The following is a 15,994-nucleotide window of genomic DNA, read 5'->3' as shown; positions in this document are numbered from 1 at the left end:
GCTCGATCCGCGCGGTCTCGCCGCTCGCCCGCCTCGGTCTCGACAGCCTCGACGCGGGCGGCTCCGGCAATGCGCGCGACCTTCCCTTGCGCGAAGTGCACGCCGTTGCCCGCGTGGTAGCGCTTCAGCGCGGCGCCCACCGCCTCGCCGAACCGCTTGGCGAAGGGCACCGCCTCGCGGGCCAGCACGGTCACGTCGAGGCCCCGCTTCGTCAGGAAGGCCGCGGCTTCCAGGCCGATGAAGCCCGCTCCGATCACCACGACGCGCTTCGCGTCCTCGGCCGCGGCGCTGAGATGCACGGCATCGTCCAGGCTGCGCAGGGTGTGGACGCCGTCGAGATCGGCGCCGGGGAAGTCCGGCACCACCGCACGGCTGCCGGTGGCGATCACCAGCGCATCGCCCGTGAGCGCGCGCCCGTCCTCCAGGGTGACGCGGCGCGCCTCCGGCTCGATCCGCGCCACCGTCCCGTGCACCGGCTCAATCCGGTGGGCGGCGTAGAAGTCGGGTTCGAGCAGCGTCTTCTCGGCGGGCGTGGGCTTGGCCAGGAACTGCTTCGAGAGCTTGGTGCGGTCGTAGGGCGGGTGCGCCTCGCGGCCGACCATCGTGATCGCGCCCGCGAAACCGAGGCGGCGCAGGCTCGTCGCGCAGGCGACCGCGGCGGCACCCGTGCCGACCACGAGGACGCGCGTCTCGGGGTCCCGCGGGGCCGGAATGGGATGGGCGAGCGGCTCCAGCGTCGCCACCACCGCGTCGCCCTCGATGCGGACGGGGTAGCGCGTCAGCGCCTCGAGCGCGGGCGGCTCCTCCAGACCGCCGTCGGAGAGGGCGAAGGCAGCCTTGTGCCAGGGGCAGTAGAGCCGGCCGCCGCAGATCTCGCCCTTGGCGAGCGGCGCGCCGAGATGCGGGCACTTGGCCTGGAAGGCACGAACGCCCGAGGCGTCGCGCACGAGGAGCACCTTGGCCTCGCCCGAGGCCGCCTCGACCATGCCGCCGAGGGGAATCGCCTCGAGCGGGTGACGGATCTCGGTCGCCTCGGCCATGCTCGTCCCCGCTCGCTCGTCGCGGGCCGCGCCCGCACACGGCGACACAAGTCGCGAGCGGCGCGAAGGCTCCGGGGCGCGGTGCCACGCCCCGTCAGCGATCGGCGCCGCGCGCCGCCGCGAGCACGATCTCGGCGGCGCGCTCGCTCGGGGCGGCCCCGTCGGGCAGGCGCATCAGGTCGTCGAGGCGGGCGAGCGCCGCGCCCTGCGCGTCCCGGGCCGGGCCACCCGCCAGCAGGGGCCCGAGCGCGCCCGCGAGGTTCGCGGCCGTGCAGTCGGCCTGGATGAATTCCGGCATCGCGTTCGTGCCGAGGATCAGGTTCGGCAGCACGATGGTCGGCACCTGGATCAGGCGCCGGCCGATGAACTCCTCGACGCGCGAGACCCGGTAGGCCACCACCATCGGCACGCCTGCGAGCGCGAGTTCCAGCGTGACGGTTCCGGATGCCGCGAGCGCCGCGCGGGCGCGCCGGAACAGGGCGTGCTTGGCCTCCTCGCCGGAGACGATCCGCACCGGCAGGTCCCAAGCGGCGGCGAGCGCCTCGATCCGGGCGCGGTGGCGGGTGACGGCCGGCAGCACCGCCTCGAAGGCCGGCCCGTCCTTGAGGCGCGCCAGGGTCTCGCCGAAGACCGGCATCAGCCGGTCGATCTCGGAGCGGCGCGAACCCGGCAGCACCGCCAGCGTGAAGGGCGCGGCCACGCGGGCCAGCGCCTCCGCCGGGTCGGGGCGGAAGGCAGCGAGGCGCTCGATCAGCGGGTGGCCCACATAGGTGCAGGCGGGGCCGCCGAGGCGGCGGTGCGCCTCGGGCTCGAAGGGCAGCAGCGCCAGGACGTGGTCGATGAAGGCGCGCATGCCCTTTGCCCGCCAGGGCCGCCAGGCCCAGACGCTCGGCGAGACGTAGTCCACGACCGGCAGGTCCGGCAGGCGCTTGCGCACCCGCGAGGCGACCGCGTGGGTGAAGCCCGGACTGTCGATGATGACGAGCACGTCGGGACGGGCGGCCACCACGTCGTCCACGGTCTCCCGGATGCGGCGCAGCAGCGTGCGGGCGCGGGCGAGCACCGGCAGGTAGCCCATCACCGCGACGTCATCGAGGGGGAAGAGCGAGGGGAAGCCCTCCGCCGCCATCGCCTCGCCGCCGACGCCGCCGAGGACGAGCGGCCCCGGCACCCGGGCGCGCAGCGCCGGGATCAGCTTGGCGCCGAGCTGGTCGCCCGAATCCTCGCCCGCCACGAGCCAGATCTTCACGGGACGCCCTCCAGGCCGACGAGGAAGAGGCCCCTGCGGTCGGCCTCCGCGACGGTCGCGGCCCGGTCGATCAGTAGCGTGCGGCCGGCCTCGACGGCGATTCCAGCGCAGCCCGCGGCGGCGGCGTTGCGCACCGTGCGGGGCCCGACCGCCGGCAGGTCGATGCGCAGGTCCTGGCCGGTCTTGGCGAGCTTCACCAGCACGGTCCCGGGCGCGGGGCGGCCGCGGCCGAAGGGTCGTCGCCCGAGGGCGCGGGCGCGGGCGAGCATCCGGTCGGTGCCCTCGGGGCCCTCAACCGCGAGAATGCGCTCGGCGGCGGCGACCGCCGCCTGCCCCACGTCGTAGGGCGAGAGGGCGCCGAGCAGCGCCCGGCCGGCCCGGATCGAGGCCTCGGCCTCGGCGTCCGGCGCGTGGCGGCCGAGGCGGCCCGCCGGGCTCAGGAGATCGGGCGCGGCCTCGTGAACGCCGAGCACCCGGTGGCCGTTCTCCTCCAGGAGGGCGAGCACGGCCCGCAGCAGCCGGTCGTCGCCCCCGCCCGCGATGGCGCGGAGCGCCGCGCGGTTGCGCAAGGCCGCGCCCGCGTTGAGGAGGGCGGCCGGGCTCGGACGCGAGACGCCGCCGGCCGGGATCACCACGGCCGGACCCCAATCCTTCAGAATCGCGAGCGTCGCGCCGACGTCGAGCAGATCCACCGTGGCGTCGGCCCGTGCGCGCAGGCGTCGCTCGGTGAAGCCGCGCACGGCCAGGACCTTGTGGGCATGGCCGGCCCGCTCGAGCGAGCCGGCGACCAGATCGGGCAGGCGCCCCGCCCCGGCGACGAGGACCAGGGTGCCGCTGTCGGGCATGAGGCTCAGGCCGCGCTCGCAGGCGTCGGCGCCTCGCGCGGCGTGCAGATCGAGCGCTTGCCGCCGACGCGGATGAAGGCGAGGATCTCGCTGACGGCCGCGTGGGACTCGAACTCGGCCGCCACGTCCTCGACGCGCTCCATCAGGGTACCCTCGGGCGCGAAGAGCAGGCGGTAGGCCCGGCGCAGGGTGTGAATGTCCTCGCGGGCGAAGCCCCGGCGCTGCAGGCCGATGATGTTGAGCCCCGACAGGTAGGCGCGGTTGCCGAGCACCATGCCGTAGGGGATGCAGTCGTTCTCCAGGCCGGAGAGGCCGCCCACGAAGGCGTGGGCGCCGACCCGCGCGAACTGGATCACCGCCGCGCCGCCGCCGAGGATCGCGAAATCGCCGACCGAGCAATGCCCGGCCAGCATCACGTTGTTGGAGAAGACGACGCCGGAGCCGACCCGGCAATCGTGCCCGACATGGGAGTTCGCCAGGAAGGTGCAGCGGTCGCCCACCACCGTCTCCGAGCCGCCGCCCGCGGTGCCGGGGTTCATGGTGACGCCCTCGCGGATCGTGCACTCGGCGCCGATCGTCAGGGTGGTCTCCTCGCCGCGGTACTTCAGGTCCTGGGGCGGGTGGCCGATCGAGGCGAAGGGGTAGATCCGCGTGCGCGCGCCGATGCGGGTGTTGCCGGCGAGCACGACGTGGCTGACGAGTTCGGCGCCTTCGCCCAGCACCACCTTCGGCCCGACATGGCAGAAGGGGCCGATGCGCGCGCCCGCGCCGATCTCCGCGCCGTCCTCGACGACCGCGCTCGGATGGATCAGGGCGGCGCTCACGCCGTCACCAGCATGGCGCCGATCTCGGCCTCGGCGACCAGCGCGCCGTCCACCCGGGCCTCGCCGCGGAACCACCACATCGTCTTGCGCTGGTTGAGCTTCTTCATGTGGAAGCGCACTTGGTCGCCCGGCACCACCGGCTTGCGGAACTTGCACTTGTCGATGGTCATGAAGAAGACCTGCTTGGTCTGGACCGTCTCCGACATGATGTGCCGGCAGCAGATCGCGCCCGCGGTCTGGGCCATGCCCTCGATCAGCAGCACGCCCGGAAAGACCGGCATGTTCGGGAAATGGCCGGTGAATTGCGGCTCGTTCACCGTGACGTTCTTGATGCCGATGCAGCTCTCGTCGCGGTCGATCTCGATGATCCTGTCGATCATCAGGAACGGGTAGCGATGGGGCAGCAGTTCCAGAACCTTCTGGATGTCCGCCGCGCCGAGTTCCTGCACCGTCTCCGTCATCGCCTCTGAAGCCCCGTGTCCTGCCCGGGCGCGGCCGGGTTCATGCGTCGTTCGTGGCGGTGTTTCGTCCGAAACACCGCGGGATGGCAAGTCGCTCGGGTTGCGTCCGGTGCCGGTGGGTCGTGCCCATCGCCGGGACGGTCTCCCCGACATGTGAAAGGCCGCCCTTTTCCCGGACGCCTGGAACGAAGTGGACGGTGATCCGGGATCCAGCGCACGACGGCGCGCAGCGTCCGAATCCAGCAGCGGTATTGGGGATCGAGCCGCTTCGCGGCACTTCTCCCTCTGGGTCCCGGATCACCCGCCGCTGACGCTCCGGGCGTCCGGGAAAAGGGCGGAGACTTGCCGGAAGCAACGTGCCGGCTTCCGCATCACCCCTCTGCGTCGTCCCGGCCCGAGCGCTCGGCGAGCTTGGCCAGCGTCGTCAGCTCGCGGAACCACGCGCGCACGGGCTTGGCCGGCGTGCCGCCCCAGCGGCTGCCGGGAGGAACGTCGCGGTTGACGTTCGAGGAGCCGGCGATCTGCGAGCCGCGCCCGATGGTGAGATGGCCGACGACGCCGACCTGACCGCCGAGGACGACGTAGTCCTCCAGCGTGGTCGAGCCCGAGATCCCGACGCCCGAGACGATCACGCAGTGCCGGCCGATCACGACGTTGTGGGCGATCTGCACGAGGTTGTCGATCTTGGTCCCCTCCCCCACCACGGTGTCGCGGCTGGCGCCGCGGTCGATCGTGGTGTTGGCGCCGATCTCGACGTCGTCCTGCACGATGACGCGGCCGACCTGCGGCACCTTGAGGTGGCTGGCGCCCATGGCGAAGCCGAAGCCGTCCTGGCCGATGCGCGCGCCCGGATGCACGATCACCCGGTTGCCCATCAGGGTGTGGGTGAGGCTCGCGGACGCCCCGATCGAGCAGTCGCGCCCGACCCGGCAGCCGGGTCCGACCAGCGCGCCGGGACCGATCACCGAGCCCGCGCCGATCTCGGCGCCCGGCCCGATCACCGCGCCCGGATCGACCGTCACCCCCTCCTCCAGCCGCGCGTCCGGGTGGACGTGGGCGCCGGGCGCCACGCCGCGGGCGCCGAACTGCGAGCCGGGGCGCAGCGCGTCCGGGTGGAGGCGCCCGAGGAGGGCCGCGTAGGCGCGGTAGGGATCGCGCAGCACCAGCGCGACGGTGGCGGCGGGCACGCGGGCGGCGAAGCGCGGCGAGACGAGGCAGATCGCGGCCCGGGTCGCCGCCAGCGCGTCGCCGTAGCGGGCGTTGTCCATGTAGGCGAGATCGTGCGGGCCGGCGCGGTCGAGGGGCGCGGCGCCCGTCACGAGGCGGTCCGGGTCGGCGCCCGCGGGGAGCACGACGCCCGCCGCGTCGGCGACGGCCGCGAGGCTGAGACGGGTCTGGGAGACGAAGAACTGGGGGTCGGACATGCTCTGAACCGTGGTGCGGGCCGGCGCGCGCGAGGTCCCGTCCGCGGCGCCGCCGGGTCCGGCGGCGTATCGGGTCCTCAGGCGGGTGGAAAGGGGCACCAATATGACGAAAGGGCCGCCCCGGCTGACCGGGGCGGCCCTTTCTCGCGTCCGTTCGTGGGGCTCAGAAGCGCGAGCCGCCCGAGAAGCGGAAGGCCTGGATCTGATCCTTGCCGACCTTGCCGAGGAACGTGCCGTCCGCAGCGTAGACCTTCTGGCCCTCGTCCTTCGAGAGCGCGTAGGCGTAGTCGAAGCGGATCGGGCCGAGCGGCGAGTTCCAGAGGATCGAGGCGCCGATCGAGGAACGCAGCACCGCCTTGTCGCGGACGTTCAGGCACTCGGGCTCGACGCCGATCGACAGGGTGTTGAAGTTGCAGCCCGAGCCCGGCGCGAAGCCGTTGATCAGCGCGTCGCCGTTCACGTTGAACACGCGGCGGCCGTTGTAGCCGAACAGCGTGCCGGCGTCGGCGAAGACGGCGCCCTTCAGGCCGAGATCCTTCGGGATACCCCAGATCGGGAACTGCACCTCGACCGTACCGCCCACATAGGTCGAGCCGCCGACCGCGTTGGAGCGGGCGTCCGTCGTGCCGATGTCGCGCGGGCCGATGCCGTTCGGAGCGAAGCCGCGCACCAGCGACGGGCCGAGGAAGAACTGGTCGGTCAGGCGCAGCGGGTTGCCGTCGAGCGCCGAGATGTGACCGCCCTGGATGCGGACGAAGCCGACGACGTCCTCCCAGAGCTCCTTGTAGTAGCGAGCATCGCCGGTCACGCGGAAGAACTTCGAGTCGCCGCCGAGACCCGCGACGTCGGGCTTCAGCTCTGCGTAGAAGCCGTTGCGCGGCGCGCCGATGACGTCGAGCGTCGAGTAGGCGAGCGTGACGCCGGCCAGCGAGGTCAGCGTGTTGCCCTGCGAGCCCTTGAGCGCGATCGAGGCCTCGCCGTTGTAGGCGCAGTCCGGGTACTTCGCGAGGCCGCCGACGTTCTGCCCGTTGATGATGGTGCCGGCGGGCTGCAGCTCGGTCAGGCCCGGGATCGGCACAGAGCAGTCGTTGTAGGGCCGGCGGAGCGTGTTCGGCACCTTCAGCTCGGTGTTGTAGAGCGAGTAGCGCAGCGTGACGCCGAACTCCTCGGTGATCGGCAGGCCGAGGCGGAGCTGGCCGCCGTAGACCGTGGTCTCGTAGCGCGAGTACCGGGTCAGGTCGCTGTACTTGTAGAAGGCGTCGAAACCGGCGGCGAGCCGGTAGCCGAGGAAGTACGGCTCGGTGAACGAGAAGTCGACGCCGCGGGCGTACTGGCCGCCGGTGCCGGCGACGCGCACGTACTGGCCGCGGCCGAGGAAGTTCGACTCGGAGACCGAGACCTCGCCGATGATGCCGTCCTGGGTGGAGTAGCCGCCCGCGACGGAGAACGAGCCGGTGGGCTGATCCTCGACGTCGATGTTCACGATGACCCGGTCGGGCGAGGAGCCCGGCTCGTTCGAGAAGCGGACCTTCTTGAAGAAGCCCAGGCCGTTGAGCCGGCGCTCGGCCCGGTCGGTGAGCACGCGGTTGTAGGCGTCGCCCTCGCCGAAATCGAGCTCGCGACGGATGACGTAGTCGCGCGTGCGGGTGTTGCCGCGGACGTTGATGCGCTCGACGTAGACGCGCGGGCCGTCCTCGACCACGAAGCCGAGCGAGACCTGATGGGTGGCGCGGTCGCGCTGGCCGGTCGGACGGACCTGCGCGAAGGGGAAGCCCTGGCGGTTGACGTCGTTGGTCACGCCCGAGAGCGTCTTCTCGACGTCCTCGGCGTTGTAGACGTCGCCGACCTGGGCGCGCACCTCGTCCTGCAGGCGGCCGGTGTCGATGCCGGGCAGGCGCGAGTCGATCGCCACCGCGCCGACGCGGTACTGCTCGCCCTCGGCGACCGTGACGGTGATGACCCAGCCGCTCTTCTCCTCGCCCTCGACGTAGCGGGCGTCGGCGTTCACGACCTGGAAGTCGGCGTAGCCGTTGCGGAGGTAGTAGCGGCGGACGAGATCGAGGTCGTTGGCGATGCGGTCGGGATCGTAGACGTCCGAGGTCTTGACGAAGCTGAGCAGGTTCATCTCGGACGAGGTCATCAGACCCTTGAGCGTCCGCTCGGAATAGGCGCTGTTGCCGACGAAGTTGATCGAGACGATGCCGGTCTTGTCGCCCTCGTCGATCTGATAGATCACGTCGACGGTGCCGTTGGGCAGATCGACGGTGCGGTAGGTGACCTTGGCGGTGCCGCGGCCGGCGCGGCGGTAGACTTCCTTGATGCGCTGCAGGTCGGCGTTGACGACCGCCGGGCTGAAGGCGCCGCGGGACTTCGCCTCGATCTGACCCTCGAGGGTGGCCTTCTCGACCTTCTTGTTCCCCTCGAACACCACGCGATTGATGATGTTGTTCTCGCGCACCGTCACGACCGTGCGGCCGCCGCCCTGGGCGACCTTCACGTCCTGGAACATGCCGCTGGCGAGCAGGTTGCGCCGGGCCTCCTCGGCGGAGCCGGAGGCGGTGCCGGTGACGTAGGAGCGGATGGTGTCGGCATCGACCCGACGGTTGCCCTGGACGACGATCTGCTGCGCCTGGGCGGCGGTGCCCGCGAGCACGCCGGCCGTCGCGGCGACTAGGACGATGGTCCGCTTCACCGACTCGCGCCGGCGCTTCCCCGTCATCGACATCATGTAATCGCCCGTCCGCGTTGTTCTTTCGAGAGCGTGCTCTCGCCTGCCGACGAGCAGCCGTTGTCCGGCCATCCCGTCACCTGGTCCAAGCGTAGCTCTTAACGGGATTCCCCTGCCAAGCAAACGCCGCCGGGGCCTCTCGCCTGGGGAATTTGCCGGGTCGTGGCCTTCGCGCCACTTAACGCCGGACGGGTTCCGGGAAGGATCGCCGAACAGGGTAAACCGCACGTAAATGCCGGCCGCGGAAGGTCTTTCCGGGCCGGCACACGATCACGTCAACGATTCGCAAAGGCTCTTGCGGCGGCTCTTCGGGGGGTACGATACCCCTCGAAACCCGGACCCGATCGCGGCGCAAAGACGGCGATGGTGCGGTGCCGGGAGGGCGGCGTCCCGCCCGTGCGCCCTCAGGTGTTGCGGCCCCAGGAGGCGCCGAGGTTCAGGATGTCGTTCCAGGCCGCGAACAGCATCAGCATCAGAACGAGGGCGAGGCCGATGCGGAATCCGATCTCCTGTGCCCGCTCGCTCAGGGGACGCCCGCGCACCACCTCGAAGGCGTAGAACAGGAGGTGCCCGCCATCGAGCAGCGGCACGGGGAAAAGATTCAGCAGGCCGATCGAGACCGAGAGGAGCGCCACCAGCCCGACGAGGCCGCCGACGCCGCCGGTCTTGGCCACCTCGCCCGAGACCCGCGCGATGCCGATCGGCCCGGAGAGCTGGTCGGCCGATTCCCGGCCGGTGGCGAGCTTGCCGAGATACGAGAAGGTGCGCTCGACCACGAAGTAGGTCTCGTGCACGCCGAGGTTCAGGGAGGCCAGCGGGCCGTACTCGACGAGGCGCGCCTCGGAGCCGTTCGGCGAGCGGATGCCGAGCCGCCCGACCCGGTGGCGGCCGAAGGGCGTGCGGTCCTCGTGCACGCGCGGCGTCGCCGTGATGGTGCGCTCGGCGCCGTCGCGCTCGATCGTGAAGAGCAGGGTGTTGCCGGCGCTGCCCGTCACCGTGCGGTACATCGCGTTGAAGTCGCGCACCGGCTGGCCGTCGATGGCCTTGATCAGGTCGCCGGCCTCGAAGCCGGCCTCGGCCGCCGCGCTGTTCGGCTCGACGGCGGCGACGCGGGCCGGCAATTCGTAGCGGCCGCCGAGCCAGATCGCGCCCGCGAAGAGCAGGATGGCGAGCAGGAAGTTGGCGATGGGGCCCGCCGCCACGATCGCGGCGCGCTTGGCTACCGGCTGGGTCGGGAAGCTCGTCGCCCGCTCCTGGGGGCTCATCCGGGCGAGCGCCTCGGGGTCGGGCACGCTGGCCCCGTTCACGTCGCCGTGGAACTTCACGTAGCCGCCGAGCGGGATGGCGCAGAGCTTCCAGCGGGTGCCGCGCCGGTCGTTGAAGCCGACGAGTTCCGGCCCGAAGCCGATTGAGAAGGCGTGGACGCCGACGCCGCACCAGCGGCCCACCAGGAAATGGCCCATCTCGTGGACGAAGACCACGATGGTCAGCACGATCAGGAACGGGATCACCGCGCCGAAGAAGCCGGTGGCGGTGCCGCCCATCGCGTTCAGGAAGTCCATCTCGTCGATCCTCAAGACCTCGACCGGGCGCCGCGACGGCCGGACGGCCGTGCCGGCCGCGTGCGCTCTAGCAGATCGTGACGCTCGGGGGCCAACGCAAACCTGCGCGAGGGGGAGAGAGCGTCGCACGGCGCGCCGGCCTTGGCGAGCCCCCGCCCTCCGCTCTGCCCGCTATTCCCAAGGCGCCCCGCCCGGACGCAGCCTCAGGCGTGGCCGAGCAGGGTGAGCCAGGCGATGGTGGTCACGGGCGCGATCAGCGTGGAGACCAGCACCGAGGCCGCGATCAGGCCGGTCTCGGTCTTGTAGCGCACAGCCAGCAGGTAGGCGTTGATGCCGACCGGCATCGCGGCGAACAGCGTCGCCACGCCCGCATAGGCCGGCGGCATCGCGAAGACGTGGAAGGCCAGAAGCCAGACGGCGAGCGGGTGCAGCACGCATTTCAGCACCGCCACGGCGATCGCGCCCGGCAGGTCGAACATCACCCGGTAGCGGCGCAGGCCGGCGCCCAGCGCCACCAGCGCGCAGGTCGAGGCGGTGGCCGCGAACGCGTCGAGGATCGCCTTCACGGGTCCGCCGGGCGTCAGGTGCAGGACCTTCAGCGCCATGCCGACGAGGAGCGCGACGAAGATCGGATTCTTCAGGAGCACCAGGGCGAGGCCGCGCAGGCGCACCAGCAGCGGCTTGTCGCCCTCGGCCTCGAGCAGGAAGGTGGCAAACCCCATCATGATCGGCAGGTGGACGGCGAGCAGCAGGAAGAGCGGGAAGGCGCCCTCGTCGCCGTAGGCCTGCAGGATCATCGGCACGCCGACGAAGATCGTGTTGGACTGGCTCGCCGCGAAGCCGTGCAGGATCGCGCCCTGCCGGCCGATCCCCGTGCGCCGCATCGCGATCAGGGAGCCCGCGAGCCAGGACAGGCCGGCGCCGCCGAAATACGAGATCCAGTAGGACCACGCGATCTCGCCATCGAGGCCCGGCCGCGTCAGGGTGACGATGATCAGCGCCGGCACGGCCACGGCGAAGACGTACTCGGACAGGCCGTCGCTGACGCGGTCGGAGAGCAGGCCCGCCACGGCCGCCGCCCAGCCGATCAGGATGATCCCGAAGATCGGGACGATGATCGTGAGGGCGTGCACGGGCGGGTTCGGCTTCCGGGAGGCGAAGATCGGTCGCGCGCATACCATGTTCCGGCCGGGCCACACGGGGCGTGCGGCGCATGGCGCGTCTGCAACCTGACAGAACCGTCCGCCTGACCCCATTTCGGCCCGGATCCTGCGGGACAGGCCGGCTCCGGCTATGATCCACCGATGACCACGATCGCGATCGATTTCGAGACGGCCAACGAGCGGCGCGACAGCGCCTGCGCGGTCGGCCTCGCCTGGATCGAGCACAGGCGCGTGGTCCGGCGGGAATCGCGGCTGATCCGGCCGCCGGAGCTGCGCTTCGCGCCCGGCAACATCCGGGTCCACGGCATCCTGCCGGCGGACGTGCGGGATCGACCCGGCTTCGCCGCGGTGATGGCGGAGTTCATGCCCGACCTCGCGGCCGGCACGATCCTGGCGCACAACGCCAGCTTCGACATCGGCGTGCTGCGCGCATCGCTCCACGCCTGCGGGCAGGCGGCGCCGCCGCTGGCCTATCTGTGCACCGTGCAGGTGGCCCGGCGCGTCTTCCCGGATCCCGCCGGCTGCGGGCTCGCCAAGGTCGCGGGCCGCCTCGGGATCCGGTTCAGCCACCACGACGCGGGCGACGACGCCTATGCCTGCGCCGAGATCGCGCTCGCGGCGATGCGCGAGACGGAGACGGTGGACATCGCGGGCCTGAGCCGCGCCATCGCCCTGCCGCTCACCCGGATCGACGGCGGCCCTCCCCCACCGCCGCGCCCGCCGCGCGGGCCGATCGCCGAGCGGGCGCTGCGGACGTTCCGGCCGGCGGAGCCCGCACGCCCGCGCTTCGCCGTCCGGGGCAGCACCGGCAACCGCTACGAGGTCACGCTGGACGAGCGGGCGGGCGCCTTGAGCCTGCGCTGCACCTGCATGGCCGGTCGCCACGGGATGCGCTGCCGCCACGTGAAGGCGCTCGCGGTCGGCGACGTGACGGACCTGCTCTCGGACAACGCGGCGGATCTGGCGCGGGTGCTGGGGCTGCTGGCGGCGGTGCCGTAGTTCACGCGGTCTAAACCGGGAAGGCCGTGATCAAGCGGATCGGGCCGGTGCTGCCATGGTTTAGCATCCAACTGGTTCTGATCGTCGGTGCGCGGCCGTCGGGCGTGTGGAGCGGCCCATCCACCTCGAAGTGGATGCCCCACTCGTCGGCCCAAGTTTCGCGAATCAGATTCTCGATTGCGTGCTCTCGAAGGGCGGAGGCCAAGCCTTCCGGCTGGTCCGGATCGAAGCCGAAGCGAACAAAGAACGCCGCCTTCGCAGCGGCTTCTGGACCATTATCAAAACAGAGGAGATAGCGGGTGATCTTGAGCAGCGGGACATCGACCCGGCTCAGCACCCTGTCGGACGCCATAGATGCCTACCGCAGAGCGGTTAGATCTTCGGCCCGCACTGTCAGGACAGCCTGCACGGGATCGACGAACTCCACGATGCAGGCCTGTCCGCCACCGAGGATCTCGACCACGGTGCCGGCCGCGCCTGCCGGGACCCGCGTGCCGTCCCGCGCCTGCCGCTCAGCCCGCAAGCGAGCCCTGCCGAGAAAGGACAGGGCTCCGGACTTGGTCAGGATGTCTGGCTCGTTCGTCATGCCCCCAAGATGAGCCGACGAACGCCCACCGGCAAGGGCGCCCCGTCAGGCCGCCTGCTTCCCCGCCGTGCCGTAGAAGGTGCCACCATCCCGGGCCATCGCCAGGACGTTCTCCGGCACGCTGAAGCGGGCGCCGTGCTTGGCCTCGAGCGACTGGGCGAGCGCCACGAAGGTCTGCGCGCCCATGAAGTCGATGTAGGAGAGCGCCCCCCCGGTGAACGGCGCGAAGCCGAAACCGAGGATCGAGCCGACATCGGCCTCGCGCGGATCGACCACCACGCCCTCGCCCACCGTGCGGGCGGCCTCCAGCGCCTGGACCACGAGCAGGCGGTGCTTCAGCTCGGCGAAATCGACCGCGTCCGGATCGAGATGCGTCGGCTGAAGATCCTTCAGGCCCGGCCAGAGGCGCTTCGGGGCGCCCTCCGGATAGTCGTAGAAGCCCTTGCGGTTCTTGCGCCCGAGCCGGCCCTGGTTCTCCACCAGCTCGACCAGGAGCTGCTTCTGGCCGGGATCGACCGCGTCGGGCCCGAGCTGCGCCTCGGTGGCCCGGGCGATCTTGAGTCCGAGATCCAGCGCGACCTCGTCGTTGAGCGAGAGCGGGCCCACCGGCATGCCGGCCTGTCGGCCCGCGCTCTCGATCATCGCGGGCGGGACGCCCTCCAAGAGCATCTTGTGGCCCTCGAGCAGGTAGGCCGTGACGCAGCGGTTGGCGAAGAAGCCGCGGGAATCGTTGACCACGATCGGCGTCTTCTTCACGGCGCGGACGTAGTCGAGCGCGGTCGCCACCGCCCGGTCGCCGGTGGCGCGGCCGCGGATGATCTCGACCAGCATCATCTTCTCGACGGGCGAGAAGAAGTGGATGCCCACGAACTGCTCGGGCCGGGCGCTCGCCTCGGCGAGGCCGCTGATCGGCAGCGTCGAGGTGTTCGAGGCGAAGATGGCATCCGGGCCGATCGCGGCCTCGACCTGACGGATCACCTCGGCCTTGACCTTCGGATCCTCGAACACCGCCTCGATGACCAGTTCGCAATCCCTGAGGTCGGCGTAGTCGGCCGAGGTCGTGATGCGCGCGAGCAGCGCCTCGCGGTCGGCCGTCTTGGCGCGGCCCCGGTTGATCTGGTCGGTGACGAGCTTGTGGGCGTAGGCCTTGCCCTTCTCGGCCGCCTCGATCGACTGGTCGATCAGCACCACGTCGAGCCCGGCATTGGCCGAGACGTAGGCGACGCCCGCGCCCATGAAGCCGGCGCCGACCACGCCGACCCGCTTCAGGGCGGTGGGCGGCACGTCCTTGGGCCGGCGCGCGCCCTTGTTGAGCTCGCCCATCGAGATGAACAGGGTGCGGATCATCGCCTGCGCCTCGCTGGTGCGCAGGATCATCGCGAAGTACCGGCTCTCGACCTTGAGGGCGAGGTCCATCGGCAGCTGCAGGCCCTCGTAGACCGAGGCCAGGATCGCCTTGGCGGCCGGATAGTTGTCGTGCGTCTCGCGACGGTAGATCGCGTTGGCGGGCGGCCAGATCATCATGCCGGCCGGCGAGTAGACCTTGCCGGACGGCGCCTTGAACTTCGGCACGTCCCAGGGCGCTACGGCCGAGCCGCCGCCGAGAATCCACGCCTTGGCCTGGGCGACGATCTCGTCCTTCGGCGCGACGGCGTGGACGAGACCCATGCCCTTGGCCATCTGCGGCCGGATCTGCTCGCCCTTGAACAGCATCTGCAGGGCGTCGCCCGTCTGCATCAGGCGCGCGACGCGCTGGGTGCCGCCGCCGCCCGGGAACAGGCCGACCTTGATCTCCGGCAGGCCGACGCGGGTCTTGGGATCGTCCGAGGCGACGCGGTGATGGCAGGCCAGCGCCAGCTCGAAGGCGCCGCCGAGGCAGATGCCGCTGATCGCGGCCGCGAAGGGCTTGCCGCAGGTCTCGAGCCGCCGGAACAGCAGCGAGAGGCGGCGCGATTCCTCGAAGAAGCGGACCATCGCCGCCTCCTCGCCCGCCGTCGCCCGCAGCTCCTCGTAGGCGCGGCCGAGACCCTGCAGCATGGTCAGGTCGGCGCCGCCGGAGAAGTTGTCCTTGCCCGAGGTGATGACGCAACCTTTGATCGCAGCATCTTCAGATACAATCTGGACGATCTGGGCCAGATCATCCATCACCCCCTCGGTGATGACGTTCATCGAGCGGCCCGGCATGTCCCAGGTCGCCAGCGCGACGCCGTCGGCATCGGTCTCGAAGCGGAAGTTCTTCAGATCCATCTCACGTCCTCGCGTCTGGCAGGGGCGGGTCTTAAGGTTTCGGTGAGGTTGCCGGGCCATGGTCGCGGCCGGGGGCACGAGAGAAAAACTGTGCCATGAAGACTGCCCAAGCCTGCCGTGCCTGCCGGGACGGCGCGGAGCTCGACTTCGCCTTCACCATGGCGTTCCAGCCGATCCTCGACCTCCGGGCCGGCACGGTCTGGGGCTACGAGGCGCTGGTGCGCGGGCCCGAGGGCCAGGGCGCCGGCACGATCCTCGACCGGGTGACGGACGAGACCCGCTACCGCTTCGACCAAGCGGCTCGGGTGAAGGCGATCGAGCTGGCCGGCCGTTTGTTCCCGCGCGGCGGGGCGGAGCGGCTGTCCATCAACTTCATGCCGAACGCGGTCTACGAACCCAACGCCTGCATCCGCGCCTCGCTGGAGGCGGCCCGCCGCGTCGGCTTCGGGCACGAGCGCATCATGTTCGAGTTCACCGAGAACGAGCGCTTTCGCGACACCGCGCACGTCCGGAATATCGTTTCCGCCTACCGGCGCCAGGGCTTCTTGACGGCGCTCGACGATTTCGGGGCCGGCTTCGCGGGCCTCTCCCTGCTCGCGAACTTCCGGCCGGACCTCATCAAGATCGACATGGACCTGCTGCGCGGCATCGACGCGGATGCCGGACGTCAGGCCATCGTCGCCGGCCTGATCGCGATCGCGCGGGCGCTCGGCGTCACGGTGCTCGCCGAGGGCGTCGAGACCGCGGCGGAGTGCGAGACCCTGCGCGGGCTCGGCGTCGGCCTGTTCCAGGGCTATCATTTCGCCAAGCCCCTCCTCGAAGGCCTGCCGGCGGTTGCGGGCTTCCGGGTCGATCCGGCTGCCGCG

The 15,994-nt window shown here is 71.3% G+C and carries 14 protein-coding genes; 2 read left to right on the top strand and 12 right to left on the bottom strand.

Going from position 1 to position 15,994, the window contains the following annotated elements:
- The 9 genes from AX737_RS09955 to AX737_RS09915 form a co-directional block, all read right to left on the bottom strand.
- On the bottom strand, positions 1 to 1,040 hold a 1,040-nt coding region (locus AX737_RS09955; RefSeq protein WP_156453627.1), incomplete at its 3' end, for an FAD-dependent oxidoreductase.
- Between the two features lie 94 nt (positions 1,041 to 1,134).
- Positions 1,135 to 2,289 carry a lipid-A-disaccharide synthase gene (gene lpxB, locus AX737_RS09950; RefSeq protein ID WP_066920988.1) on the bottom strand — a complete coding sequence of 385 codons (1,155 nt, stop codon included), beginning with the start codon at positions 2,287 to 2,289 and terminating at the stop codon, positions 1,135 to 1,137.
- The gene (gene lpxI, locus AX737_RS09945; protein ID WP_066920987.1) at positions 2,286 to 3,134 is read right to left on the bottom strand and encodes a UDP-2,3-diacylglucosamine diphosphatase LpxI; all 849 of its coding nucleotides are present in this window, start codon (positions 3,132 to 3,134) and stop codon (positions 2,286 to 2,288) included. Before lpxI ends, lpxB begins: the two co-directional genes overlap by 4 nt.
- A gap of 5 nt (positions 3,135 to 3,139) precedes the next feature.
- The gene (gene lpxA / locus AX737_RS09940) at positions 3,140 to 3,958 is read right to left on the bottom strand and encodes an acyl-ACP--UDP-N-acetylglucosamine O-acyltransferase (RefSeq protein WP_066920984.1); all 819 of its coding nucleotides are present in this window, start codon (positions 3,956 to 3,958) and stop codon (positions 3,140 to 3,142) included.
- The gene (fabZ, locus tag AX737_RS09935) at positions 3,955 to 4,419 is read right to left on the bottom strand and encodes a 3-hydroxyacyl-ACP dehydratase FabZ (RefSeq protein ID WP_066920983.1); all 465 of its coding nucleotides are present in this window, start codon (positions 4,417 to 4,419) and stop codon (positions 3,955 to 3,957) included. The genes lpxA and fabZ overlap by 4 nt, the downstream gene beginning before the upstream one ends.
- Before the next feature lie 371 nt (positions 4,420 to 4,790).
- Positions 4,791 to 5,843, bottom strand: coding sequence for a UDP-3-O-(3-hydroxymyristoyl)glucosamine N-acyltransferase (gene lpxD / locus AX737_RS09930; protein WP_066920980.1), 1,053 nt, complete (start codon positions 5,841 to 5,843; stop codon positions 4,791 to 4,793).
- Between the two features lie 163 nt (positions 5,844 to 6,006).
- Positions 6,007 to 8,571 carry an outer membrane protein assembly factor BamA gene (bamA, locus tag AX737_RS09925; protein ID WP_066920978.1) on the bottom strand — a complete coding sequence of 855 codons (2,565 nt, stop codon included), beginning with the start codon at positions 8,569 to 8,571 and terminating at the stop codon, positions 6,007 to 6,009.
- Positions 8,572 to 8,975: 404 nt separating this feature from the next.
- Positions 8,976 to 10,133 (bottom strand): RIP metalloprotease RseP, encoded by a 1,158-nt coding sequence (gene rseP / locus AX737_RS09920; protein WP_066920977.1) that lies wholly within the window; start codon positions 10,131 to 10,133, stop codon positions 8,976 to 8,978.
- A gap of 203 nt (positions 10,134 to 10,336) precedes the next feature.
- Positions 10,337 to 11,266 (bottom strand): AEC family transporter, encoded by a 930-nt coding sequence (locus AX737_RS09915; RefSeq protein ID WP_066920990.1) that lies wholly within the window; start codon positions 11,264 to 11,266, stop codon positions 10,337 to 10,339.
- Between the two features lie 171 nt (positions 11,267 to 11,437).
- Between AX737_RS09915 and AX737_RS09910 the strand changes: the two genes are divergently transcribed.
- Positions 11,438 to 12,295: a 3'-5' exonuclease gene (locus tag AX737_RS09910; protein WP_066920975.1), complete on the top strand. Its 858-nt coding sequence runs from the start codon at positions 11,438 to 11,440 to the stop codon at positions 12,293 to 12,295.
- Positions 12,296 to 12,305: 10 nt separating this feature from the next.
- On the opposite strand, the gene AX737_RS09905 is transcribed toward AX737_RS09910, so the two are convergent.
- Genes AX737_RS09905 through AX737_RS09895 form a run of 3 tightly spaced genes read right to left on the bottom strand, consistent with a single transcriptional unit; the run spans position 12,306 to position 15,128 of the window.
- A complete protein-coding gene (locus tag AX737_RS09905) occupies positions 12,306 to 12,632 on the bottom strand; it encodes a DUF6883 domain-containing protein (RefSeq protein WP_156453626.1) in 327 nt (108 codons plus the stop codon).
- Between the two features lie 21 nt (positions 12,633 to 12,653).
- Positions 12,654 to 12,881 carry a DUF4926 domain-containing protein gene (locus AX737_RS09900; RefSeq protein ID WP_066920970.1) on the bottom strand — a complete coding sequence of 76 codons (228 nt, stop codon included), beginning with the start codon at positions 12,879 to 12,881 and terminating at the stop codon, positions 12,654 to 12,656.
- 45 nt (positions 12,882 to 12,926) lie between these two features.
- Positions 12,927 to 15,128 (bottom strand): 3-hydroxyacyl-CoA dehydrogenase NAD-binding domain-containing protein, encoded by a 2,202-nt coding sequence (locus AX737_RS09895; RefSeq protein WP_066920968.1) that lies wholly within the window; start codon positions 15,126 to 15,128, stop codon positions 12,927 to 12,929.
- A gap of 95 nt (positions 15,129 to 15,223) precedes the next feature.
- Here AX737_RS09895 and AX737_RS09890 point away from each other — a divergent pair.
- On the top strand, positions 15,224 to 15,994 hold a 771-nt coding region (locus AX737_RS09890; RefSeq protein WP_066920966.1), incomplete at its 3' end, for an EAL domain-containing protein.

The organism is Methylobacterium sp. CCH5-D2 (assembly GCF_001556475.1).
GTDB classification, from domain to species: Bacteria; Pseudomonadota; Alphaproteobacteria; order Rhizobiales; family Beijerinckiaceae; genus Methylobacterium; species Methylobacterium hispanicum.
The sequence above is the reverse complement of the archived record's forward strand: the minus strand, read 5'-3'. Positions and strand labels throughout refer to the sequence as shown.

What these genes read in the sequence shown, in the direction of transcription:
- lpxI (WP_066920987.1), bottom strand. Translation starts at nt 3,134, where the DNA reads ATGCCCGACAGCGGCACCCTGGTCCTCGTCGCCGGGGCGGGGCGCCTG.
- fabZ (WP_066920983.1), bottom strand. Translation starts at nt 4,419, where the DNA reads ATGACGGAGACGGTGCAGGAACTCGGCGCGGCGGACATCCAGAAGGTT.
- lpxD (WP_066920980.1), bottom strand. Translation starts at nt 5,843, where the DNA reads ATGTCCGACCCCCAGTTCTTCGTCTCCCAGACCCGTCTCAGCCTCGCG.
- bamA (WP_066920978.1), bottom strand. Translation starts at nt 8,571, where the DNA reads ATGATGTCGATGACGGGGAAGCGCCGGCGCGAGTCGGTGAAGCGGACC.
- rseP (WP_066920977.1), bottom strand. Translation starts at nt 10,133, where the DNA reads ATGGACTTCCTGAACGCGATGGGCGGCACCGCCACCGGCTTCTTCGGC.
- AX737_RS09910 (WP_066920975.1), top strand. Translation starts at nt 11,438, where the DNA reads ATGACCACGATCGCGATCGATTTCGAGACGGCCAACGAGCGGCGCGAC.
- AX737_RS09900 (WP_066920970.1), bottom strand. Translation starts at nt 12,881, where the DNA reads ATGACGAACGAGCCAGACATCCTGACCAAGTCCGGAGCCCTGTCCTTT.
- AX737_RS09895 (WP_066920968.1), bottom strand. Translation starts at nt 15,128, where the DNA reads ATGGATCTGAAGAACTTCCGCTTCGAGACCGATGCCGACGGCGTCGCG.